The sequence below is a fragment of the Meiothermus sp. genome (assembly GCF_025060375.1).
Taxonomy (GTDB): Bacteria; Deinococcota; Deinococci; order Deinococcales; family Thermaceae; genus Meiothermus.
Genome location: NZ_JANXCG010000041.1, coordinates 1 through 16,625, shown reverse-complemented (window position 1 = coordinate 16,625; position 16,625 = coordinate 1). Strand labels below are relative to the sequence as shown.

Here is a 16,625-nt window from a genome sequence, read left to right as displayed (position 1 = left end):
GAGCTTGACGCCTACCTGGACCACTACAACCGCCGGCGACCCCACCGGGCCTTGGGGGGCCTGGCCCCTTTAGAGTACCTGGCTAGAATACGGGGAGAGGCGGTCCCCACAGAGTCTCAAATGTGTTGACCGACTACAATCCCTTGACCAAAGGGGGCTTTTTTGCTAACATAGGAAGGCTGTGCGCCGCGGGGTGGAGCAGTCTGGTAGCTCGTCGGGCTCATAACCCGAAGGTCGTAGGTTCAAATCCTACCCCCGCAACCAGAAGCAGGCCCGGGTGAACCGGGCCTTTTCACATCCGCTCGATGCGCCCTCTGGCTTCCTGGGGGGTGCGGGCGCCAAGTGCGTAGAGGGCCACCCTCAGCTCGTGCAGGAAATTTTCAATCCAGGCCACCACTGCTTCGGGGCCTTCTAGGGCGGGTTTGAGCAGGGGGCGGGCCACCGCTACCACATCGGCCCCCAGCGCCAGGGCTTTGGCTGCGTCGGTGCCGCTTCGGATGCCTCCGGAGGCCACCAGGGGAGTGTGGGGGAGGCTTTCCCGGCACTCCACCAAGGCCTCTGCAGTGGGAATGCCCATCTCCACCAACTCAGGGTGGAGGACGCGGCCATAGTGGACCAGCTCCTCTACCTTAGCCCAGCTGGTCCCTCCGGCCCCGGCCACGTCCAGCGCGGCAATGGGGAGGCCAGCGAGCAGGCTGGCCGTTTCCCTTCCGATGCCATGTCCCACCTCCTTCAGCAGCACCGGGAAAGGCAGCTTGGGCAGAAGGGTCTCTAGCTTGGCCAAAAGTCCGCGGAAATCGGTGTCACCTCCCGGTTGAAGGGCTTCCTGCAAGGGGTTGGTGTGCAGGGCCAGAGCGTCCGCCCCCACCAGCGACACGGCCTGCCGAAGCTCCTCCGGGCCATACCCCTTGTTGAGCTGGGCCAGCCCCAGGTTGCCCACTAGAAGGACCGAGGGGGCTACATCGCGTACCTGGAAGCTACTCCGGGCCTCTGGGCGCTCGAGCATCACCCGCTGGCTCCCCAGCATCATGCCCACACCCAGCCGTTCGGCCGCCTGGGCTAGGGCCCGGTTGATCCGGGCCCCGTTGATCTCCCCTCCGGTCATGGCACCGATCAGAAAGGGTGCCCGCAAGCGCTTACCTAGAAAGAGGGTGGTGAGGTCCACGTCGGCTAGGGCTAGCTCTGGGAAGGCTTGGTAGCGCAGGCGGTAGCGTTCGAAGCCAGGGGTCAGGCGGGTGAAGCCAACGTCTTCGCTCAAGCAGACCTCGAGGTGCCTTCGTTTGCGGGTCTGGATGTCTGGGACGCTGTCCACGGTCTGTGAGGATTCTACCCAACGGATGGGAGGGGTTTGTGGGTCCAGCCTACCCTCCCAGCCAGACTGAGGCGGTGGCCTTTGCCCCCCTACGGCCTTGGACGTTTCCCGAAGGCCGGCTTCAAAGCCTCCCGGTGTCCAGGGCCTTTTGAATCTTGTGCCCCACCTCGCGTATCAGATGGATGAGGATGGCGAAGCGGGTGTCCCGGGTCAGGCCTTTCTGGTAGCGAGCATAGATTTGCTGCATGATGACGCCTACCTTGAAGAGGCCGAAAACGTAGTAGAAGAGGATCTCCGAAACATCCCGGCCGGTACGCTCGGCGTAAGCCGCCACCAGCTCGGCCCGACGGTAGTTGCCCGGTAGGTGGGTGAGGCCGAAGCCCCTGAGGCCTGCTGGATCGTCGGCCTCGGCCCAGTAGGCCAGGGTAGTGCCCAGGTCCATCAAGGGGTCGCCCAGGGTGGCCATCTCCCAGTCCAGCACCGCCACCACCTGCTCGAGTCCTGGGTCAAACATCAGGTTGTCGTACTTGAAGTCGTTGTGGATGAGGGCTGCGGGCTGAGGCTGGGGTAGATGAGCTGGAAGCCAGGCCATGGCCTGCTCCATACCAGGCACCTCCTCGGTGCGGGCCTTCTGGTAGCGCTCGGTCCAGCCCCGTACCTGCCGCTCCACGTACCCCTCAGGCCGCCCCAGGTCAGCAAGGCCAGCTTTGGCGTAGTCTAGGCTGTGCAGCTCGACCAACGCCTCCAGCGCAGCCTCACAGACCCTCCGCATCCGCACAGGGGTCAAGCCCTCCGGGGCCTCTGTTCGTAGAATCACCCCATGGAGGCGCTCCATCACATAAAAGGGTGCGCCTAGCACGCTTTCGTCCTCGCAGTAGAGCAGGGGCCTTGGAACCCTAGGGTAAACGGGCCAGAGTGCCCTGAGAATCCGATATTCCCGCCCCATATCGTGGGCGCTCTTGATGTCGGCCCCAAAAGGGGGCCGGCGCAGCACCAGCTCCTGTTGGCCCAAGCGCAAGAGGTAGGTGAGGTTGGAGTAGCCGTGGGGAAACTGCAAGACCTCAAGCCGCCCCCCCGCTGGCAGGTGGTTGTTCAGGTAGGCCTCCAGTGCGGCGACGTCCAGCTCTTCACCCTTGCGCACCGGCGCTGCTTGGTCAGTCACGTCTCTCCCCCGAAAGCCTCAGAGCGATACCTCCACCCCGTAGGTCCTAAGCAAGGTCCGGGCCACCACGGTTTTGTGTACCTCGTCGGCTCCGTCGTAGATGCGGGCGGCCCGCTCGTGGCGGTAAAAGTAGGCCAGAGGGGTTTCGTCGGACAAGCCGAGCCCTCCGTGCACCTGGATGGCCCGGTCCAAGACCCGCTGGAGCACCCCGGCCACGAAAAACTTTGCCGCTGATATCTCCATCCTGGCCTGCTCTGCTCCCAGCTTTTCCAGCTTTTCAGCGGCGTCCAGCACCATTAGGCGGGCCGCATGAACCTCGGCCTGCGACTCTGCGATCAGGTGCTGCACAGCCTGACGTGAGGCCAGGGGTTTTCCTGGGGCCAGCTCCCGCCGAGCGGCGTAGGCGCAGGTGAGCTCGAGGGCCCGCTGGGCTATGCCCACCCAGCGCATGCAGTGGTGGATGCGGCCCGGACCAAGCCGCTCTTGGGCGATGGCAAAGCCCCGTCCCCGCTCCCCCAGTAGGTTTTCCCGCGGGACCCGTACCCCTTCAAAGCGCAGCTCCGCATGGCTGGCCCAGCCCTCCCCCTCCTCCCCCATCACCGGTATCTTGCGTACCTTTTTGAGGCCTGGGGCGTTGCTCGGCACGATGATCAGGCTGGCTCGAGCGTAGGGGTTGGGCTGCTCGGGGTCGGTTACGCACATCACGATGCAGAATGCCGAGCCCTCGAACCCGGTGGTGTACCACTTGTGGCCCCAGATAACCCATTCGTCCCCCTCGAGCACCGCCCGGGTGGAGAGCCAGACCGGGTTGGAGCCCGCGTGCTCGGGTTCGGTCATGGCGAAGGCGCTGCGCACTTCCCCAGAGGCCAGCGGCTCCAGAAAACGCTCCTTTTGCGCCTGGCTGCCGTGTTTTAGTAGTACCTCCATGTTGCCGATGTCGGGGGCTTGGGTGTTAAAGACGTAGTGGCCTAGCGGGCTGCGGCCTAACTCCTCACTCCAGCGGGCAAATTCGCTCAAGGAAAGGCCCATCCCCCAGGGCTTGGGCAGGGGGGGTAGCCACCAACCCCGGGATTTGACCTGATTCCGAAGCGCTTGCAAGGCCGGTTCCACTGCCCCAAAGCCCTCCTGGAGGAAGCGGAGCTCCAGCGGCTGCACCTTCTCCTCCACGAAGGCCCGAACTTCATGGATGGGGTTGGGGGTCATCAGCCTAAGCTTATCGCTTGGACTCATAGGAGCAAAGGGGCGGCTACCCAAGGGACGAGAAAATGCCCGGGGCCTGCTAGGGCAAGCCTCCGAGCATCCCCAACGGTACCTAACCAGCCGAATCCGGCTAGGCTTTGGGCTGGGGGTACCCCTCCGCTTCCAGGACCCTAGCGGCAATCCGCCGGCGCAAGGCCACCAGGTCCAGCAGCTCGTGTTTGGTCAGGCGGCGGGCTGCAGAGGCCATGAGGCGCATATCGTCGCCCTCAGCCAGACGGGGCAGGATGGAGAGGGAGGCAACCTGGGCCCGGTCAAGCGCCTGGTGCAGGTAAAGCTGGGCCATCTGGGTGTAGACCGAATCGGCCAGCCGGCGGGCCCGCAACAGGGTGCTCTCCGCGGCGTAGACGTCAATTAGGATGTCGGCCGCTACCGCCAGCACCTCCTGCTCCTCCTCCACCTTCGGCCCAAACCTGAGCGCGGCCAGACCCAGCACCGCTAGGGCTAGCTTCTTGAGCCCCTGTAGGGCCGCCATCTCCTTGTCCTCGGGTTCCTCGAAGGAGGGCTCCAGCAACTCCTTCTGAAGCTTCATGGCCGCCTCAAAGAGGGGTAGCTCGCCCTTCATAGCCCGGCGCAACAGCATACCGGGAATCAGCAAGCGGTTGATCTCGTTGGTGCCCTCGAAGATGCGGTTGATGCGGCTGTCGCGGTAGGCCCGCTCGATCTCGTACTCAGCGGAGTAGCCGTAGCCTCCGTGAATCTGCACGCCTTCGTCCACCACGTAGTCTAGCACCTCGGAGCCCAGCACCTTGATGATGCTGGCCTCGACAGCATACTCCTCGATGCCCTTCAGCACTGCTTCGGCGGCGTTGGCCTTATCCAGACCCGAAAGCGCCTCGTCGATCAGGCCCATGGTGCGGTAGACCGCGCTCTCCCCGGCGAAGATGCGGGTGGCCATCTCAGCCAGCTTCTGCTGGATGAGGCCGAAGTTGGCGATGGGCTGGCCGAAGGCTACGCGCTCCTTCGCGTACTTGGCCGAGAGGGCCAAAGCTCCCTTGGCCCCGCCAATGGCCCCCGCCCCTAGCTTGTAGCGGCCCACGTTGAGCACGTTGAAGGCGATCTTGTGCCCCTTGCCCAGCTCACCCAGGACGTTTTCCACGGGTACCTTGACATCCTCCAGGAAGATCTGGCGGGTGCTGGAGGCCTTGATGCCCATTTTCTTCTCCTCGCCCCCAAAGCGCAGCCCCGGGGTATCGCGCTCGACCAGGAAGGCCGTGAGGCCCTCCTTGGTCTTGGCGAAGACGGTGAAGAGGTGGGCAAATCCGGCATTGGAGATCCACATCTTGGTTCCGTTGAGGATGTAGTATCTGCCGTCCTCAGAGAGCTCGGCGCGGGTCTTTGCCCCCATGGCATCGGAGCCCGACTGAGGCTCGGTGAGGCAGTAGGCCGCGATGAGTTCGCCCGAGACCAGCTTGGCCAGGTATTTATCCTTCTGCTCCTTGGTGCCCCAGTAGACCAGGGGCAGAAGGCCGATGCTGGTCTGGACTCCGTAGGTCACGCTGAAGCCACCGGTTCCTGCCAGGGCCTCGGCGATGACGGTGCTCACGGTTTTGGGCAGGTCAAGGCCGCCGTACTCCTCGCCCACCTCTACGCCCAGGAGCCCCAGCTCACCGCACTTCCGCAGGAGGGAGATGTTGTGCTCCAATGCCCCGTGCTCCATAGCCTCGGCCAGCGGGCGGTACTCCTTCTCCACAAACTGCCGCACGGTCTCCTGAATCATGCGCGTGGTCTCGTCGAAGTCTTCGGGGGTGAAGACCTTCTCCGGGCTCTCCAAAAGCCAGCCGCCGCCTTTGCTGTAAAGCTTCCTGTCCGCAACCATACTTCGCACCTCGGGGGAACTTGTACTAAGTCAAAGTTTATCAGCCGCCCAACCCCCCGTCAACGCTGGCTATATTAGCCAGGCATGAGAGGTGCGGTGCTGTATCTGCTTGAGGTGGTCCGTAGCTTGGCGTGGCAGCTCTTGCTGCTGGCCTGGTATCTGCTCCAAGTCCTGGTGGGTATCCCCGCTTTCTTGCTCTCATTGTTGGGGCTCGTCTACCTAGGGCTGCGGGTGGTCCCTGGCGGGATGGACTTCCTCGCCTCCCTTCAAGCCCTGTCCCTCTCCCTTGCTCAGGCCCTGGTGCTGGCCTACTTGCCGATGGGACTGGTCACTTTCTTTCGCTACGGCGTGGACAAGTGGCGGGCCGTGCAGAATGAGAAGCTCCGGCTGCGGGGCCAATTGGAGGGCTACTGGAGGGTACCGGAGAGGCAGCTCCACTTGATGGAGTTTTTCGGGGGCTGGCCCGGAGGGCTTTTAGCCCAGAAGCTCTTTCGACACAAAAGCCGTAAGGAGAGCTTTCAGACCGACTTCTGGCTTATCGGATTTTTTCATCTCGCCCTGGTGGGCAGCGCGCAGTACCTTCAGAATAGCTGGACAGGAGTGGCCCTGGTGGGCTTTCTGGGGGTTGTGGCCTGGTTTAAGGCCTGCCGGTAGGGCTAAATTGAACCCATGCGCCTTTCTAAAACCGATATTTACGCTCTAAAGACTCTGGGCTACCTGGGCACCCAACCCCCAGGGCGTTTTGTGGGCAGCGAGGAGCTGAGCCGGGCCACCGGGGTCAGGCATACCTACCTGGTGCGCATCCTGGCCGCGCTGGTGGGGCACAACCTGGTGGTCTCCAAAAAGGGGCAGGGTGGGGGCTACGCCCTGCCCCGTCCGCCGGAGGAGATTAACCTGCGCGACGTAATCCGAGCGGTGGACGGTCCCATCGCCCCCTTGGCCTGTGTCAGCCTCAACTGGCCCAAGCCGTGTGTGGAGGAAGGGCGTTGTTGGGCCCGCGGGCGTGTCTGGCTCAAGGTGCGGGATGCTGTGCTGGAGAGCCTGAGCCGGGTTAGTGTGGCCGACCTAGCCGCCGATTTCATGCAGGGCATAGACTACACGGAGTGCTTGGGGCACCTGCTTCCCGCAAGCGAGCTGCTCACCCGGCCGAGCCAGAGGCGTGCCAGGGGGAACCGGCCCCCTCGAGCCCCTGCTGGCCCCTAAGCCGGTCCACCACCACCTGCGACCAGCCCTCGAGCCGGTCGTAGACCGCGTGCACCTCCTCCGGGGTGGCCAGCCAGCCCTCCAGCTTCTCGGGCTCCGCCACCTGGGGTTGGTCCTCGGAGTCCACCAAAAACACCACCCCGGCGTGCACCCGACTCACCGGCGTGTCGGACATCACAATCAGGCCCATCGGCCGGGCGGTGTAGCGCCTCACCCCGACCTCCTCCAGCAGTTCGCGGCGCAGGCCGTCCAGCAGGGGGTTGACCCCCTGGTCTTCGGGGTTGATGTGCCCCCCCACCCCCAGGGTATAGAGGCCGCGCAACCGGGCCTCGTTGCCCCCCTTGCGCCGCATCAGCAAGTAGCGGTCCCCGTAGCGCACCAGGGCGTAGGGGATGACCTGGCGGTAGGAGGGGTCTTCCTCGGCCTGGGTGCGCTCCAGAAAGAACCCTTCGCGCTCTATTTTTTTGAGCAGCCCGGGCTCGAGGGGCATCAGGCCATCCCCCGCGGGGGGAAAGGCCGAGGCTGGGAGGACGTAAACCCGCTCCATGCGGCCCAGGATACCATCAGCTCAGGGCCGCTTCCTGCCCGTCCAGCCAGACCTTTTGCACCCTGGCCTCGCCGTGCAGGGTGAAGAGCGAGCCCAGCAGGTCTTCGGCCGAGTCCAGGTGGCGGAAGTGCACCTCCAGGGTGCTGCCCGGCTCCGGCCTGACCCAGATCACGTCGGCGGCCTTGCCGGGGGCTAAGCTGCCTATCTCCCCCTCCAGGCCCAGGGCCTCGGCCCCGGCCAGCGTAGCCAGGTACAGGAGGTGGGTCGGGGTGAGCCTCACCCCATCCGGTGCATGGCGCTGGGTCAGGTAGGCCATCAGCCCCTCCTTAATCAGGCTGAAGCCAGTTCCGCCGCCCACGTCCGAGCCCAGGGCAAAGCGAACCCCGTGGGATAGGTGCTGCCGCATAGGGAAAAGGCCGCTGCCAATGAAGGCGTTGGAGCTTGGGCAGTGGGCCACCGCGGCCCTGGCCTCGGCCAGCCGAAGGAGTTCGGCCTCGGTGGGGTGGACGTTGTGGGCGAAGACCGAGCGCTCCCCTACCAGGCCGAAGCGGTCGTAGGTCTGGAGGTAGTGCTCGCTCCAGGGGAAGAGCTCGGCTACGGTGCGGATTTCCTCGAGGTTCTCGTTGAGGTGGGTGGTGAAGTGCAGGTCGGGGTGTTCCTGCAGGAGGGTCTGGCAGACCTCGAGCAGCCCCTCCGAGGCCGAGAGGGAGAAGCGTGGGGTGACCGCGTAGCGCAGCTTGCCCCGGCGGTGAAAGCGCTGGATGAGCATTTTCTGCTCGGTGTAGCTTCGCTCGGGGGTGGTGTGGAGCGCGGGGAGCAGAAGACGGTCTGAACATACCTGCCCTGCGATGATGCGGAGCCCCACGTCCTCGGCGGCCCCGAAGAGGTTGGCGGTGGCTCCCTGGAAGTGGGAGCCGAAGACCAGAGCGGTGGTGGTGCCGTTGCGCAGGAGCAGCTGGACGAACTCCCGGGCCAGCTCCCGGGCCAGCTTGTTGTCAGAAAGCCGGGCCTCCAGGGGAAGGGTGCGCTTTTGCAGCCAGTCCAGAAGCGTGTAGCCCATGGCCCCAATCACCCGGGTTTGGGGGTAGTGCACGTGGGTGTCCACCAACCCCGGCAGCAGGACCCCCTCGCGGCAGTCCTGCACGCTTGCGTCGGGAAACCGGGCCCGCACCTCGGCGAAGCTACCCAAAGCCAGGATGCGGCCTTCCTGAAAGGCCAGGCCCCCATCGGAAAAGGCCTGCAAAGCCTCGGCCTCATGAAAGGGGTTTTTGGGGGTGTGGGCGATTAGGCCGCGCAGGATGACCATGCCGACCTATTCTACAAAGAGCTCCACTAGGGCTCCCTGCCGCACGTCCACCAGACCATGGTCGGTGAGGCGCAGCTCGGGGATGACGGCCAGACCGAGAAACGAGAGCACCATGTAGGGGTCAGGCAGGGTAACCCCCAGCCCCCGGGCGGCGGCCTCGAGGGCCTGTAGCTTGGCGTCAACCCCCTCCAGCGGCTCGTCGGCGATCAGGCCCGCGATGGGCAGGGCCAGCTCGGCCAGCACCTGGCCGTCGGCCACAGCAATCATGCCGCCCCCTAGGGCCTCAAGCCTCCTGGCAGCCAGCACGATGTCGGTGTCCGAGACCCCTACGGCCATCAGGTTGTGGTGGTCGTGCCCCACCGTACAGGCCAAGGCCCCTTTTTGGATGCCAAAGGCCGTGACCAGCCCCTTGCCAATCCGCCCGCCCTTGCCGTGGCGTTCTATGCAGACCAGCTTGGCCAGGTCGCGCGCGGGGTCAGCCACCACCTCGCCGTCCCGCACGGTGGGCTCGAGGCGCTCCTCGACCGTCAGCACCTGGTGGGGAATGGCCCGCACCACCCGAACCCGGCCCCGCCGAGCCGGAATCCGCAGGTCGTGGGGGTGCAGCTCGGGCAATTTTACGGTGCGGGCAACCGCTGCCGAAGCCTTGGCTTTGGGTAGATCGGCCATGAGCTGCCCCCCTTCAGCGACCAGCCGACCCCGCCCGTAGACCCGGGCGGCAGCGAAGGTTCGCAGATCATCCAGAATGACCAGGTCGGCCTGGAACCCTGGGGCCACCGCGCCCCGTCGCCGCAGACCGAAGTGCCGCGCCACGTTGTAGCTCCCGGCCCGCACCGCATAGGCCGGGTCTACCCCCAGGGCGATGGACTTGCGCACCAGGAAGTCCACTCCGCCTTCCCGCAGCAGATCGGAGGGCAGCCGGTCGTCCGTCACCAGCCCGATGCGGTCGCCGTGCTCGGGGCGGAGCAGGGGGGCCAGAGCCGCCAGGTTGCGGGTGGTGGAGCCCTCCCGCACCATCAGGAAGCAGCCCGCCTCGAGCTTGGCCCGCCCCTCCTCCAAGGTGGTGCTCTCGTGGTCGGAGGCGATGCCGGTGGCCAGGTAGCTCTGCAGGGACCGGCCCGTCAGGGTGGGGGCGTGGCCCTCGGGCGACTTGCCGAAGCGTTCAGCCAGCCGAACCTTCTCGAGCTCGCCCGCCTCGGCTGCCAGGATGGCCGGGAAGCTCATGAGTTCAGCCACCCCCACCACCCGCGGGTGGGCCAGCAGCCGCTCCATCTCCGCCAGGCCCAGCGCTGCGCCGCTGGTTTCCATGGGGGTGGAGGGAACCGAGGAAGGCACCGTTACCCAGACCTCCAGCGGCAACCCTTCGCTGGCTTCCAGAAGCCATTCCACACCCGCCGCACCTGCTACGTTGGCAATCTCGTGCGGGTCGGTCACCACCCCCGTTACGCCCCTGGGCACCACCCCCCGGGCGTACTCGGCAGGGGTGACCAAGGAGCTTTCCAGGTGGACGTGCCCGTCTATGAGGCCAGGGGCCACGTACCGCCCCTCCAGGTCGAGCACCTCCTGGGCCTGGGCCTCGGCGTACTCCAGGCCCACCGCCGCCACCAGGGGCCCTGCCAGCAGGATGTGGGTGTGCTGCACGGTCAGGCTGAAGACGTTAACCAGCCGGGCGTTTTTCAGAAGCAGGCTTCCCCCTGCTCGGCCCATGGCCACATCCACTGCGTGTTGAATTTCGGCGGACGTGGGGTGCATGCTGGCTGAATGGTATCGGAGGGGGCCAGCGGGCTGCAAGCGGGTTTTTGGTATACCCTAGAATAGTCCTTGTGGGTGCAAGGGTACCTCGAGACTTCTTCGCCGAGCAGGGTTTAGAGCCCTTGGGTTCGGAGGGCTACCGGCGTGAAGTGCGGGTGCGGGCTTTCCCCTATCTAAAGGCCCTTTCAGAACGGGTTCTCGTCTTTGACGGGGCCATGGGCACCGAGATTTTCAAGCACAACCTGACCGAGGCCGACTACGGGGGGGAGGCCTACAGCGGCTGCCCAGAAATCCTAAACCGCACCCGCCCCGACGTAATTGCGGCCATCCACAGGAGCTACCTCGAGGCCGGGGCTGATGTTATAGAGACCAACACCTTTGGCTGCCTGCCCCACGTCCTCTCGGAGTACAACCTCGAGGCCGAGGCTGAGGACCTGGCTTTTGAGGCCGCCCGGCTGGCCCGCCAGGTGGCCGATGGCTACAGCCGTCCGGAAAAGCCCCGCTTTGTGGCAGGGGCGCTGGGTCCTGGCACCAAGCTCATCTCCCTAGGGCAGATAGGCTGGGCCGAGATGTTTGAGTCCTACCGCACTGCCGCCCGGGGGCTCTTGCAGGGTGGGGTGGACCTGATCCTGCTGGAGACCTGCCAGGACATTCTGCAGGTGCGCTGCGCCGTGCTGGCGGTGCGCCAAGCCATGCGGGACGTGGAACGGGAGGTGCCGCTGCAGGTGCAGGTTACGCTGGAGCCCACCGGCACCATGCTCGTGGGCACCGACGACGCCGCCGCCCTCACCGTGCTGGAAAATCTACCCGTAGACGTGGTGGGGATGAACTGCGCGGTGGGCCCTGACCTGATGGACTCCCACATCCGCCACTTCTGCCAGCACACCACGCGCTTCACCGCCTGCCTTCCCAACGCGGGCCTGCCCCGCAACGAGGGGGGACGGGCGGTGTTTGACCTGACCCCAGCTGAGCTGGTTCGCTGGCACCGGAAGTTTGTTCAGGAGTACGGCCTGAACGCGGTGGGGGGGTGTTGCGGCACCGGCCCAGACCACATCAAAGCCCTGGCCGAGGCCCTCTCAGGGGCCAAAAGCGGCCGCCCAGCCTGGCAGGGCCGGCGGGAAAACGCCTTCGCCCAGGTAGCGAGCCTTTACCAAAGCGTACCCCTGCGGCAGGACACCGGCATCCTGCTGGTGGGTGAGCGCACCAATGCCACCGGGAGCAAAAAGTTCCGCGAACTCCTGTTTGCCGGCGACTTTGACGGGATGGAGGCGCTGGCCCATGAGCAGGTAGCCGAAGGGGCCCACGTGCTGGATGTGTCGGTGGCCTGGACAGGGCGCGATGAGGTGCGGGACATGCGGGAGGTCATCCGGCGCTTCGCCACCAGCGTGCCCATTCCCATCATGGTCGACACCACCCAGCCGGAGGTGATGGAGGAAGCCCTCAAACACCTGGGGGGGAGGGCTATCCTGAACTCGGTCAACCTCGAGGACGGCCTGGAGAAGTTTGACCGGATCGCTGCCCTAGCCAAGCAGCACGGGGCCGCCCTGGTGGCCCTGACCATAGACGAGGACAAAGAGGCCGGGATGGCCAAGACCCCTGAGCGCAAGGTGGAGATTGCCCTAAGGATGTACGAGCGGCTCACCCGGGTGCACGGCATTCCCGGCAGCTCCATCCTCTTCGATCTGCTTACCTTTCCCATCACCCAAGGCGATGAGGACACCCGCAAACTCGCCATGTGGACGATTGAGGGCATCCGACGGGTACGGGAGCTTCTGCCTGAGGTGGGCTTCATCCTGGGCATCTCCAACGTTTCCTTCGGCCTCTCGCCGCAAGCCCGGGTGGTGCTCAACTCGGTCTTCCTGGACGAGTGCGTGAAGGCTGGCCTAACCGCGGCCATCCTGAACGCGGGAAAGATTCTCCCTATCTCCCAGATTCCTGAGGAAGCCTACCGGCTGGCCCTTGACCTCATCTACGACCGGCGGGTCTTGAGCCCCGAAGGCGAGGTGGTGCACGACCCCCTGTTCGCCTATGTGGACTACTTCGCCAAGCACAAGGTTGAGAAGAGCACCGGCCGCGACCCTTTGGTTGGGCTTCCAGTGGAGGAGCGGCTCAAAAAGCGCATCATCGAGGGACGCAAGGTGGGCCTCGAGGCCGACCTCGAGGAGGCCCTGAAGCTCTACAACCCCGTGGACATCATCAACAAAATCCTGCTGGAGGGGATGAAGGTGGTGGGGGACCTCTTCGGCGAGGGCAAGATGCAGCTCCCCTTCGTTTTGCAGGCCGCTGAGACCATGAAGGCCGCGGTGCGCTTTCTCGAGCCGCGCATGGAGCGGCTGGAGGGGGTGCACAAGGGCACCATGGTGCTGGCCACGGTCAAGGGGGATGTGCACGACATCGGAAAGAACCTGGTGGACATCATCCTCTCCAACAACGGCTACAAGGTGGTCAACCTGGGCATCAAAAAGCCCATTGAGGAGATTTTAGCCGCGGTGGAGCAGCACAAGCCCGACGCGGTGGGGATGAGCGGGCTCCTGGTCAAGAGCACCGTGGTGATGAAGGAGAACCTAGAGTACATGGCTGCGCGCGGCTACAGCATCCCGGTGGTACTGGGCGGGGCCGCTCTGAACCGGCACTATGTGGAAAACGACCTTCGCCGAACCTACACCACCGGTCCGGTGTACTACGCCTCCGACGCCTTCGACGGCTTGCAGATTATGGAGGAGCTGACCGGCCACGCTCCCCCGCGCCTTACCAGCCGGGAGGTAAGCGGGCAGAAGTACAAGACCGCCTACGAAATTCTTCAGGAGAAGCTTATGGCTGGTTCTGAATACATCCCCTCCAACACCCCGCCTGCCCCCCGCATTCCCAGGCCGCCCTTTTGGGGGCGCCGGGTGGTGGACAGCGGTGAGCTGGAGATTGGGGTCATCTCCCGTTACGTAAACAAGAACGCCCTCTTCCGGGGGCAGTGGGGCTTTCGCAGGGGCGAGATGAGCCAGGCGGAGTACGAGGCCTACCTGGAGCGCCTGGCCGAGCCCATGTTCGAGGAGATGGTGCTACAGGCCATTGGGGAGGGCTGGCTCGAGCCTGCGGTGGTCTACGGCTACTGGCCGGTGGCCTCCGACAAAAATGACCTCATCGTTTTTGACCCGGAGTCCGGTCAGGAGCTTTTCCGCTTCAACTTTCCTCGCCAAATGGGTCCTAGCTCCCGCCACCTCTGCATCGCCGACTTCTTCCGCCCTCGCTTTGCCGCGCCTATTGGCGACGAGCAGACCTGGTTTCCCCCAGCGGCCTGGGCCAACGGTGCTCGCGACGTGCTTGCTGCCCAGGTGGTGACCATGGGCCGCAAGGTCTCGGAGGTGGCGCAAAAGCTCTTCCAGTCCGACGCTTACCAAGACTACCTCTACCTGCACGGCTTCTCGGTGGAGATGGCCGAGGCCCTGGCCGAGTACTGGCACAAGCGCATCCGGCAGCAGTTAGACATCGCTCAGGACGATGCCACCAGCCTAGAGGAGCTTTTCCGGCAGGGCTACCAGGGCAGCCGCTACAGCTTCGGCTATCCGGCCTGCCCCCGCTTGGAAGACCAAAAGTACCTGCAGGAGCTTCTAAAGTGGCAGGAGGTGGGCATAGAGCTCAGCGAGGAGTACCAGCTCATACCGGAGCAGTCCACCAGCGCCATCATCGTGCACCACCCCAAGGCCAAGTACTTCAACCTGTAGTTCACCCCTCCAGCCTTCAGCTCGAGGCCCTCCTGAGCCGGTCCATAATGGCCCGGCCCAGGCCCACCTCTGGCACCGGCTCAGCGTAGATGGCCCTAAGACCGAGCCGGTCGAGCTGGTGCAGGGCCTCAAACAGGTGTGCCGCGGCCTCCCGCAGGTCGCCGGTGGGGGAGAGCACCTTGACCACCTTGAAGCCCCTGGGTACATCGCGGAAGGCCAGGTAGCCGGCCTCCTTGCGCTCCTCTGGGGCAACCTCGTGGGGGTACGCCATACGGATCGGCGTGCGAGGAGCGTAGTGCTGGGAGAGCTGGCCCGGCACCAGGGGCTGTTGCCTCGGTCCCACCTGCGGCTCTATCGGTCCCAGTACCTCCTCCAGCGCCTCCTGCGGTACCGCCCCGTGCCGCAGGAGCAGCGGCCGTTCCCCTAGCCAGAGGATGGTGGATTCCACCCCAAACTGGGTGCGCCCCCCGTCCACGATCAGGTCTACCCGGCTGCCCAGAGTTCGCTCGACGTGCTCTGCCCGGGTGGGGCTCAGATACCCGAAGGGGTTGGCGCTGGGAGCGGCCACCGGCACCCCTGCTTGGCGGATCAGCTCCAGCGCCACCGGGTGGGCGGGCATCCGCACCGCCACGGTGGGCAGGCCCGCGGTGACCAGGCTGGGAATTTGCCCGGACTTGGGTAGCACCAGGGTAAGGGGACCAGGCCAGAAGCGATCCATGAGTTCTTCTGCCAAGGGGGGCACCGCCTCCACCACCTGGGGCAGCATCCCCCTTTCGGCAACGTGCACGATCAGGGGGTTGAAGGTGGGGCGGCCCTTGACCTCAAAAATTCGGGCCACCGCTTGGGCGTCAAGGGCGCTGGCCCCTAGGCCGTAAACCGTCTCAGTGGGGAAAGCCACCAGCCCACCTGAGCGCAGAATTGCCGCGGCGCGTTGGAGGCTCTCTTCAGTCGGAGGTACCACCATACAACCCGGCCATCATAGCAGACGCCCTTCCCGCGCCAAGCCTGGGGGCCGCTCCAGCCTCTGGAAAACCCAGCGGGCTTCCTCCCCAAGGGCCTGGGCCACCGGCCGCTTCAAGGCCCCCTCCCGGCAGACCAGGTAGACCGTGCGGCCCGCCCCTGGAGGGGCCAGAGGGCGCAGGCGGGTCCATCTGGGCTCGGCTAGGGTCCAAAGGGCGACCTCGGGCAGCAGGGTGAGTCCCCCCACCTCCTCCACCAGGTGCACCAGGGTCTCCAGGTCGCCGCTTTGGAACTCCACCCGCCGCCGAGGCAAGCCGGGCCGGCAGACCGAGAGAATCTGCTCGCGAAAGCAGTGCCCTTCGGAGAGGACCCAGGTGTCCTCGAGGGGTATCTCCAGGGGGTGAAGCGCTGGACGGGCGTAGAGGGGATGGCTGGGGGCCACATAGGCGACAAAACTCTCCTCAAAGAGCGGGGTGAGCTCGAGGCCTGCCAGCCGCTCGGGGGTTCCGATCAGGCCGGCATCCAGCCGACCCTCCAGGAGGGCCTGCAGAATTCCCGGGGTCAGCTCCTCCCGCACCGAGAGCTCGAGCCCAGGCCACCGCTCGTTGAGCCGGGGTAGCAGGCGGGGCAGCAGATAGGGGGCCAGGGTGGGGATAACCCCGATGCGGAAGGGCCCCTGAAACACCCCCTCCTCCCCTCGGGCCAGGGCCTTGAGCCTCTCCACCTCCTCCAACACCCGCCTCGCCTGGGCCACCACCGCCCAGCCCACCTCGGTGGGTTCCAAAGGGCGTCTGGCCCGCTCAAAAAGCCGTACTCCAAGCTCCTCCTCGAGCCGGCGTATCTGCACGCTCAAGGCGGGTTGGGTCAGGTAGACCCGCTCTGCGGCCCGGGTAAAGCTTCCCTCCTCCGCCAGGGCCACCAGGTACCGGAGTTGCTCCAATGTCATAAATCCAGTTTATACTGGGGGAGTTCACAATCTATTGGACTTATTCCGCGAGCCCCCTTAGGGTAGAGACTGCCCGGAGCAGCCGGGCAGGAGGTTGGAGATGTTTCTGAGAATAGACCGCTTGCAGATTGAACTGCCCATGCCCAAGGAGCAAGACCCCAACGCCGCCGCCGCGGTGCAGGCCCTCCTGGGAGGGCGCTTCGGGGAGATGTCCACCCTGATGAACTACATGTACCAGTCCTTCAACTTCCGGGGGAAGAAGGCCCTCAAGCCCTACTACGACCTCATCGCCAACATCGCCACCGAGGAGCTGGGGCACATTGAGCTGGTGGCGGCCACCATCAACAGCCTCCTGGCCAAGAACCCGGGGCAGGACCTGGAGGAGGGCGTAGACCCGGTGAGCGCTCCCCTGGGCTACGCCAAGGACGCCCGCAACGCCGCCCACTTCATCGCCGGCGGGGCCAACAGCTTGGTGATGGGAGCCATGGGGGAGCATTGGCACGGGGAGTACGTCTTCACCAGCGGCAACCTCATCCTGGACCTCCTGCACAACTTCTTCCTGGAGGTGGCCGCCCGCACGCACAAGCTGCGGGTTTACGAGATGACGCAAAACCCCGTGGCCCGGGAGATGATCGGCTACCTCCT

General features: G+C 65.2%; 13 protein-coding genes, 1 tRNA gene and 1 pseudogene. 6 read left to right on the top strand and 9 right to left on the bottom strand.

Annotated features, from left to right (window positions below; genetic code table 11):
* Together NZ849_RS05370 and NZ849_RS05365 are read left to right on the top strand one after the other, a co-directional pair.
* Positions 1-146, top strand: a pseudogene (locus NZ849_RS05370) (integrase core domain-containing protein); the annotation flags it as partial.
* Between the two features lie 41 nt (positions 147-187).
* Positions 188-264: transfer RNA gene (locus NZ849_RS05365), tRNA-Met, on the top strand.
* 28 nt (positions 265-292) lie between these two features.
* On the opposite strand, the gene fni is transcribed toward NZ849_RS05365, so the two are convergent.
* The 4 genes from fni to NZ849_RS05345 form a co-directional block, all read right to left on the bottom strand.
* Positions 293-1,312 carry a type 2 isopentenyl-diphosphate Delta-isomerase gene (gene fni, locus NZ849_RS05360; RefSeq protein WP_295405067.1) on the bottom strand — a complete coding sequence of 340 codons (1,020 nt, stop codon included), beginning with the start codon at positions 1,310-1,312 and terminating at the stop codon, positions 293-295.
* A gap of 121 nt (positions 1,313-1,433) precedes the next feature.
* A complete protein-coding gene (locus tag NZ849_RS05355) occupies positions 1,434-2,453 on the bottom strand; it encodes a phosphotransferase family protein (protein WP_295405064.1) in 1,020 nt (339 codons plus the stop codon).
* Positions 2,454-2,492: 39 nt separating this feature from the next.
* The gene (locus tag NZ849_RS05350) at positions 2,493-3,677 is read right to left on the bottom strand and encodes an acyl-CoA dehydrogenase family protein (protein WP_295405060.1); all 1,185 of its coding nucleotides are present in this window, start codon (positions 3,675-3,677) and stop codon (positions 2,493-2,495) included.
* A 127-nt stretch (positions 3,678-3,804) separates the two neighbouring features.
* Positions 3,805-5,550 carry an acyl-CoA dehydrogenase family protein gene (locus NZ849_RS05345; protein ID WP_295405057.1) on the bottom strand — a complete coding sequence of 582 codons (1,746 nt, stop codon included), beginning with the start codon at positions 5,548-5,550 and terminating at the stop codon, positions 3,805-3,807.
* Between the two features lie 84 nt (positions 5,551-5,634).
* Here NZ849_RS05345 and NZ849_RS05340 point away from each other — a divergent pair, with 84 nt between their 5' ends.
* Positions 5,635-6,204, top strand: a complete 570-nt coding sequence (locus NZ849_RS05340; RefSeq protein ID WP_295405054.1) for a DUF1294 domain-containing protein — start codon at positions 5,635-5,637, stop codon at positions 6,202-6,204.
* A 15-nt stretch (positions 6,205-6,219) separates the two neighbouring features.
* Positions 6,220-6,753 carry an Rrf2 family transcriptional regulator gene (locus NZ849_RS05335; protein ID WP_295405051.1) on the top strand — a complete coding sequence of 178 codons (534 nt, stop codon included), beginning with the start codon at positions 6,220-6,222 and terminating at the stop codon, positions 6,751-6,753.
* Here NZ849_RS05335 and NZ849_RS05330 read toward each other — a convergent pair.
* The 3 genes from NZ849_RS05330 to ade are packed head-to-tail and all read right to left on the bottom strand — an operon-like array spanning position 6,689 to position 10,358.
* A complete protein-coding gene (locus tag NZ849_RS05330; protein WP_295405048.1) occupies positions 6,689-7,300 on the bottom strand; it encodes an NUDIX domain-containing protein in 612 nt (203 codons plus the stop codon). The genes NZ849_RS05335 and NZ849_RS05330 overlap by 65 nt on opposite strands.
* Positions 7,301-7,316: 16 nt before the next feature.
* Positions 7,317-8,606 carry a guanine deaminase gene (gene guaD, locus NZ849_RS05325; protein WP_295405045.1) on the bottom strand — a complete coding sequence of 430 codons (1,290 nt, stop codon included), beginning with the start codon at positions 8,604-8,606 and terminating at the stop codon, positions 7,317-7,319.
* Between the two features lie 6 nt (positions 8,607-8,612).
* Positions 8,613-10,358, bottom strand: a complete 1,746-nt coding sequence (gene ade / locus NZ849_RS05320) for an adenine deaminase (RefSeq protein ID WP_295405041.1) — start codon at positions 10,356-10,358, stop codon at positions 8,613-8,615.
* A gap of 122 nt (positions 10,359-10,480) precedes the next feature.
* Here ade and metH point away from each other — a divergent pair, with 122 nt between their 5' ends.
* Positions 10,481-14,074, top strand: coding sequence for a methionine synthase (gene metH / locus NZ849_RS05315; protein ID WP_295405070.1), 3,594 nt, complete (start codon positions 10,481-10,483; stop codon positions 14,072-14,074).
* Positions 14,075-14,090: 16 nt separating this feature from the next.
* On the opposite strand, the gene NZ849_RS05310 is transcribed toward metH, so the two are convergent.
* Complete coding sequence (locus NZ849_RS05310; RefSeq protein ID WP_295405038.1) at positions 14,091-15,038, bottom strand: L-threonylcarbamoyladenylate synthase; 948 nt, start codon at positions 15,036-15,038, stop codon at positions 14,091-14,093.
* A 12-nt stretch (positions 15,039-15,050) separates the two neighbouring features.
* Positions 15,051-15,980 (bottom strand): LysR family transcriptional regulator, encoded by a 930-nt coding sequence (locus NZ849_RS05305; RefSeq protein ID WP_295405036.1) that lies wholly within the window; start codon positions 15,978-15,980, stop codon positions 15,051-15,053.
* A 100-nt stretch (positions 15,981-16,080) separates the two neighbouring features.
* Between NZ849_RS05305 and NZ849_RS05300 the strand changes: the two genes are divergently transcribed.
* The coding region (locus tag NZ849_RS05300) for a manganese catalase family protein (protein ID WP_295405034.1) at positions 16,081-16,625 on the top strand (545 nt) is incomplete at its 3' end.